This is a genomic window from Streptomyces sp. W16, from assembly GCF_033194735.1.
Lineage (GTDB): Bacteria > Actinomycetota > Actinomycetes > Streptomycetales > Streptomycetaceae > Streptomyces.
The window spans coordinates 1-5,326 of sequence record NZ_JAWOAI010000604.1 but is presented as its reverse complement, the minus strand read 5'-3'; the positions used below and the strand labels follow the sequence as shown (position 1 = coordinate 5,326).

Sequence of the window (5,326 nt, the reverse complement as noted above, 5' to 3'; positions counted from 1 at the left end):
CTGACCGCCACGGCCACCGCCCCCGCGACGGCCTCCGGGTGGGCGTGGGTGGTCAGCGCGGACAGCCGGGCCTGCTCGGCGGCGATCTTCAGGTCGTCCCGGAACCAAGCCCCCAACGGGGCGACCCGCATCGCGGCGCCGTTGCCGTAGGACCCCTGCCCGCCGAACTGCCCCGTGGTGACCGCCCGCCAGTCCTCACCCTCGCCGACGCGGCGCAGCACACCGTGCATGGACGGACCGTACTTGCGCCCCGGTTCCCGCTCGTACTCGGCGGCGAACTCCCCTGCCAGCGCGTCCGGTTGCACCTCGCCGTGGGCCACGAGATGCGCGAACAGGACGAACGCCATCGCCGAGTCGTCCGTCCACAACCACGGCGCGGGCCGCAGCTCCCGCGCGGCCAACAGCTCCTCGGCGGGCTCGTCGGACCGCGTGAACCAGCCGTCCCCGAAGGCGTCACCCGTCACCAGACCGTCAAGGGAGGCGTGGGCTTGTATCGGACTGCTCATGATGGGGCTCCTGTTAATGATCGGCGGGCATCGCACATCGTAGTTAGGGTGCGTGGATGGAGCGGATCCTGGTGGTCGGAGCGACGGGAGCGGGCAAGTCCACGCTGGCCCGGGGCGTGAGCGAGCGGCTGAAGCTGCCGTACCACGAGATGGACGCCCTGTACTTCACCGGCCCCGACTGGGCCGTCAACGAGACCCTGACCGACGACGTCCTACGGCTCACCGCCGAACCCCGCTGGATCATCGACTCGATCGGCTCGCCCGAAGTCCGCGACCTGCTCTGGGAGAAGGCCGACACGGTGCTCTGGCTGGACTACGCGAAACATGTGATCATGCCGCGCGTACTGCGCCGCTCCCTGCGGCGCACGGTCACCCGCGAGCGCGTCTTCGGCGGCAACAGGGAGACCTGGACGGGCTGGTTGAGCCACGAGCACCCGGCCTGGTGGGCCTGGTCCCAGCACGCGGGCAGGCGCCGCGAGATCGAACGCCGCACCGGCGACCCCCGCTTCGCCCCGCTCACCACACGCCGGTTCGCCCACCCCCGCGACACCGCTGCCTGGCTCGTGTCCCTGGGCTGAGCCGTCAGAGGAAGGGCGTGCCCGCGTCGAGTCCGGAGAGGACCCGGCCGTACAGCTCCAGGTTGGTGCTGGGGTTGACGAAGGAGTGCAGGCTGAGCGCGTGCAGATCGCGTACCGCGCGCTGGACGGGAACGTCCCGGTGCAGCGAGGACGCGCCCGACGCGGACGCGATGAGGTCCACGGCCTCCTTGCACAGCCGGGTCGTATAGCCGCTCTGCGCGCGGATCCTGGCGCGTTCCGCCTGTGTGTACGGTTCGTCGTTGTCGGCCGCGGACTCTATCCGGGCGACGAACTCGGCGGTCAGCAGTTCGGCGCAGGAGATCTTCAACGCGGCCTCGGCGACCTGGAGATGGGTGACACCCGCCTCGTACTGCCGTTCGTGGAAGGTGTACGTGATGCCCCGCCGGTGGATGCGCTCGGTGAACTCCGCGAGGGCCGCCCGCGCCAGGCCCAGCGCGTTCGGTGCGGTCCAGGCGCAGAACAGCATCAGGACCGGCATCCGGTAGAAGGGGTCGTCGGCGTTGGCCTTGGAGGGGAAGCCGCCGCCCAGCAACTGCCCGACGGGCAGGACGCGGTGCGCGGGCACGAACACGTCCCGTGCGACGACGCTGTTGCTTCCGCTGCCCGCCAGCCCCGACACGTACCAGTCGTCGAGGATCTCCAGATCCGACATCGGTACGGCGGTCCACAGCACCTCGGGCGGACCGCCTTCGGACTCGACCCGGGCCGTCAACAGATGCCAGTCGGCGTTCTGACAGCCCGTGGCGAAGCCCGAGGTGCCGTTGACGACATAGCCGCCGTCCGCCGCTACCGCCACGGCATCCGGGATGAGCGTGCCGCCGACCCGCACATCGGGACCGGTGAAGATCTCGTCCTGAGCCTCGTCCGGGAACAGTGCGGCGATGTAGGAACACCCCGCCTGGATCAGCGCCATGAACCCGGTCGACCCGCACCCGGCGGAGAGCTCGCCCACCACTTCGACCTGCGTGCTCAACCGGCTCTGGTAACCCCCGTACCGGCGGGGGACGTTCATCCGGTACACCCCGGCGTCCGTCAGCGCGGACACGACGTCGGCCGACACCCGCCGCTCCTGCTCGGTGCGCAACGCGCGTTCGCGGAGCAGGGGTTGCAACTCCCGTACGCGTTCGACGAGACCGGCATCGGACGGGAGCGGAGCCATGGGCGACCTCCGAGCACTACGGGTCCTCACCGTGACGCGGATCGCACACGGTGTCAACGCCCGTGCTCAGCAAGGTGAGTTGAGGGACCGGTAGAAGTCGAGGTGGCCACGGGCCGCGGTGTCCCAGGTGTGGCGGGCGGCCAGCTCCCGTCCGGCGGCCCGCCGCGCCGGGTCCTCGACGGCGAGGGCGTGACCGAGCTCCGCGGCCAACTCCTCGGGCGTGGCGGCGAAACGCGCGGCGCCCCCGAACACCTCACGCAGCACGGGCAGATCCCGTACCACCAACGGCACTCCCGCGGCCAGCGCCTCCATCGCGGCGAGCCCGAAGCCCTCCTTGAGCGACGGGAAGGCGAACACGTCCGCCGCGGCGACCAGCGACGGCAGCGCGTCCTCCGCGACCTGCCCCAGCACGATCGGTTCTACGGCGAGTTCGGCGGCCCGCGCCTCCCAACTCGCCCGGTAGTCGCGGTAGTCGAAGAGGGTCTCGCCACCCGCGATCACCAGCCGGACGTCGGGACGCGCGGCGCGCAGCAGGGCGTAGGCCTCCAGCAGGTCCAGCGAGCCCTTGCGGGGCTCGATGCCGCCCACGGTGAGGACGTACGGGCCGAGACGGGCGCGCCAACTCGCCCGCTCGGCAGGGTCGGTGACGGCGAAGCGGTCGTATGCGACCCCGTTGGGAATGACCTTCGCCTCGATGTCCCAGCCCTCGGCCAGCTCCCGCGCGACCGCCTCCGACACGCACAGGTGCGCGTAGGGCTCGACGATCGCCCGCTCGTGGCAGGCGGCCAGTTCGGGGGTGGTGAAGTGGTCGAGGTGGTGGACCGTGCGGACACAGCGGCCGGCCGCGTTGGCGCTGATGCAGTCCTGCGCGTGGACGACGTCGTAGGGGGTGGGGTCGAAGGCGGTGCGGAGGGTGGCGATGGAGCGCAGGATGCGGGCGCCGACGGTCTCCTCGGGCGGGCCGTCCGGGAACGGTACGACGTGGAGCCGTACCGCCGGGTCCACCGGGCGGAAGAAGCCCGCGTCGCCGCCCCGGCCAAGCGTCCACACCGTGACGTCCTCGCCCAGTGCCGCGAGGGCCTCCGCGAGGGCGAGGGTGTGGACGACCCCGCCGCGCGGCTTGGTGGAGTAGCTGAGCAGGGCGATCTTCACGTACGGGACTCCCGGTAGGCGTCGGGGCGGCGCTCGTCCAGGTGCCGCAGGACGCGGCGGGCGCGGTCCGTCTCGGCGGCGACGTCGATCTCGGCGACGGCGAGTCCGGCCTTGGACCAGGTGCGCGCGAGGATGTCGCCGCCGGGGCCGACCACCTTGGCCTGGCCGAGGAAGCGCATGCCGCCCATGGCGCCGGTCTGGTTGGAGGAGGCGAGGACGACCTGGTTCTCGGCGGCGCGGGACTGGTCGTACAGGTCGAAGAGCCGGGCCTGGCGGTCCTGGGCCATGCGCGGGGCCCGGTTGGTGATGCTGGTGGGCCAGGCGGACAGGCAGGCGAGGATCTCGGCGCCGTCGAGGGCCAGCGAACGCGCCGATTCGGGGAAGGTCTTGTCGTAGTCGATGAGCATGCCGATCCGGCCGACCGGGGTGTCGAAGGCGTCGAAGCGGTCCCCTGCTGTGTACGCGGCGACCTCACCGGCCGGGAGGTGCACCTTGCGGTGCCGGCCGAGGACGCCGTCGCCGCTGACGCACACGGCCGCGTTGTAGCGCTCGGTCCCGCCGTCCTCGCAGTAGCCGACGCACACCACCATCTCGGCTGCCAGCCGGGCGACTTGGAGGATCAGCGGATCGTCCGGCTTGAGGGCCGGGGGGAGCGCCTGCGGGTCGGGATGACGCAGGTCGGACAGATAGCCGCCGAGAGCCGCGTCGGGCAGGACCAGCAGTCCGGCGGCGTTGCCGCGGGCGTCGTCGATGAGTTTCGCGACGCGGGCCAGGTCGAACTCCAGGTCGCGGCCGAAGTGGGCGGCCGCGGCCGCGATCCGGACGGTGCTCATACGCTGACTGCTCCCGGGGCTGGTCCGTAGGTCTCGGGCCGCCGGTCGCGCAGGTGTCCCATCGACCGGCGGGCGGTCTCCAGGGCCTGTGCGACGTCCAGTTCGGCGACGGCGATGCCGGACGCCACACCCGTGTCGGCGAGGATCTCGCCGCCCGGGTCGACGACCTTGGCACTGCCGACGAAGCGTAGCGACCCGAAGGTACCCGCCTGGTTGGCGGACAGCCACACGATCTGGTTCTCCAGGGCGCGGGCCCGGTCGAACAGGTCGAAACGCCGCTTCCAGCGGTCCTTCTCCAGATCCGCGCTCGCGTTCGTCCGCGCGCCCGGCCAGGCCGACACGCACACCCCGATCTCGGCACCGTCCAGGGCCAGCGCCCGTGCCGACTCCGGGAACGCCTTGTCGTAGCAGATCATCATGCCGATCCGGCCGACCGGTGTGTCGAAGGCGTGGAAACGGTCGCCGGACGCGTAGCTGGCGTCCTCGCTGAGCGGCTGGTGGACCTTGCGGTGGTTGCCGAGGACGCCGTCGCCGGTGACGCAGACGACGCTGTTGTAGTGGGCATCCCCGGAGGCTTCGCAATACCCCGCGACGACCGTCAACTCCCCGGCCAGGGTGGCCAGTCGGCGGATCTCCGGGCCGTCGAGGGCGAGTGCGGGCGGCCCTTCGTCCAGTGCGCTGTCGTCGTCCAGACTCAACAGGTATCCGCCGAGGCACGCCTCCGGCAGGGCGAGGAGCCGTACGCCCTGCTCCCGGGCCTCCTTGATCAGCCGTTCGGCGATCGCGAAGTCCTCCTCCAGGTCGCGGCCGAACTCGGCGGCCACGGCCGCCATCCGCAGCGTGCTCATGCCGTCCCCATTCCGGTCACCGTCGAGGCGACCGCCTCGGTGATCTCTCCGTCGGGCCAGCGCAGCCCGACCCCCTGCCCGGCGGTCAACTCCCCGCACACAGCGCCCGTTGCGGGCCCGGCCGGCAGCGGGGGTGCGTCCGGGCCGTCGGCGGTGAGCATCGCGAAACCCGGGAAACAGGTCAGCCAGTCGCCCATGGACGCGCCCGCGGGGCGGGGCACGGCGGCCA

The 5,326-nt window shown here is 71.8% G+C and carries 6 protein-coding genes and 1 pseudogene; 1 reads left to right on the top strand and 6 read right to left on the bottom strand.

Annotated elements, in window-relative coordinates; translation table 11 throughout:
- Positions 1–506, bottom strand: a 506-nt coding sequence (locus R6V09_RS45030; protein ID WP_317887268.1) for an ADP-ribosylglycohydrolase family protein, incomplete at its 3' end; no start/stop codon positions are given.
- A gap of 56 nt (positions 507–562) precedes the next feature.
- On the opposite strand from R6V09_RS45030, the gene R6V09_RS45025 reads away from it, so the two are divergent.
- The gene (locus R6V09_RS45025; RefSeq protein ID WP_317887267.1) at positions 563–1,084 is read left to right on the top strand and encodes an adenylate kinase; all 522 of its coding nucleotides are present in this window, start codon (positions 563–565) and stop codon (positions 1,082–1,084) included.
- A gap of 4 nt (positions 1,085–1,088) precedes the next feature.
- On the opposite strand, the gene R6V09_RS45020 is transcribed toward R6V09_RS45025, so the two are convergent.
- The 5 genes and pseudogenes from R6V09_RS45020 to R6V09_RS45000 all read right to left on the bottom strand — a co-directional run.
- Entirely contained in the window at positions 1,089–2,264 is a 1,176-nt protein-coding gene (locus R6V09_RS45020) for an acyl-CoA dehydrogenase family protein (RefSeq protein WP_317887266.1), read from the bottom strand.
- Positions 2,265–2,330: 66 nt separating this feature from the next.
- Positions 2,331–3,416: an MSMEG_0565 family glycosyltransferase gene (locus R6V09_RS45015; RefSeq protein ID WP_317887265.1), complete on the bottom strand. Its 1,086-nt coding sequence runs from the start codon at positions 3,414–3,416 to the stop codon at positions 2,331–2,333.
- The gene (locus tag R6V09_RS45010) at positions 3,413–4,249 is read right to left on the bottom strand and encodes a carbon-nitrogen hydrolase family protein (RefSeq protein WP_317887264.1); all 837 of its coding nucleotides are present in this window, start codon (positions 4,247–4,249) and stop codon (positions 3,413–3,415) included. The genes R6V09_RS45015 and R6V09_RS45010 overlap by 4 nt, the downstream gene beginning before the upstream one ends.
- Complete coding sequence (locus R6V09_RS45005) at positions 4,246–5,097, bottom strand: carbon-nitrogen hydrolase family protein (RefSeq protein WP_317887263.1); 852 nt, start codon at positions 5,095–5,097, stop codon at positions 4,246–4,248. The genes R6V09_RS45010 and R6V09_RS45005 overlap by 4 nt, the downstream gene beginning before the upstream one ends.
- Positions 5,094–5,326: pseudogene (locus R6V09_RS45000) on the bottom strand (MSMEG_0567/sll0787 family protein); the annotation flags it as partial. The gene R6V09_RS45005 and the pseudogene R6V09_RS45000, both read right to left, overlap by 4 nt.